This is a genomic window from Streptomyces sp. P17, assembly GCF_032436805.1.
In the GTDB taxonomy this organism is placed as follows: domain Bacteria; phylum Actinomycetota; class Actinomycetes; order Streptomycetales; family Streptomycetaceae; genus Streptomyces.
In genome coordinates, this window is record NZ_JAVRBF010000611.1 from 1 (window position 1) to 288 (window position 288).

General features: G+C 66.0%; 1 protein-coding gene. It reads right to left on the bottom strand.

The window, feature by feature from the left end:
• On the bottom strand, positions 1-288 hold a 288-nt coding region (locus tag RMT89_RS42305; protein ID WP_315889076.1), incomplete at both ends, for a transposase.

Here is a 288-nt window from a genome sequence, read left to right on the forward strand (position 1 = left end):
CCGGCCGTTGAGCCAGTGCGCGCCCCCGCCACGTCGGCGGGTTCCTGGAAACCGCATTCAAGGCTCCCGCATGGCGCCTGCGTTTTCCGGTTGTCCGCCGAGACATGGCCGCAGCACGGACAGGTGCGGCTCGTGTTCTGCGGCGGCACGGCGACGAGCCATCCGCCTCTCCAGGCCAGCTTGTAGTCCAACTGGCGGCGGAACTCAAACCAGCCTTGATCGAGGATGGACTTGTTCAGGCCGGACTTGGCCCGAACGTTTTTCCCCGGATTTTCGGTGCTGCCTGCC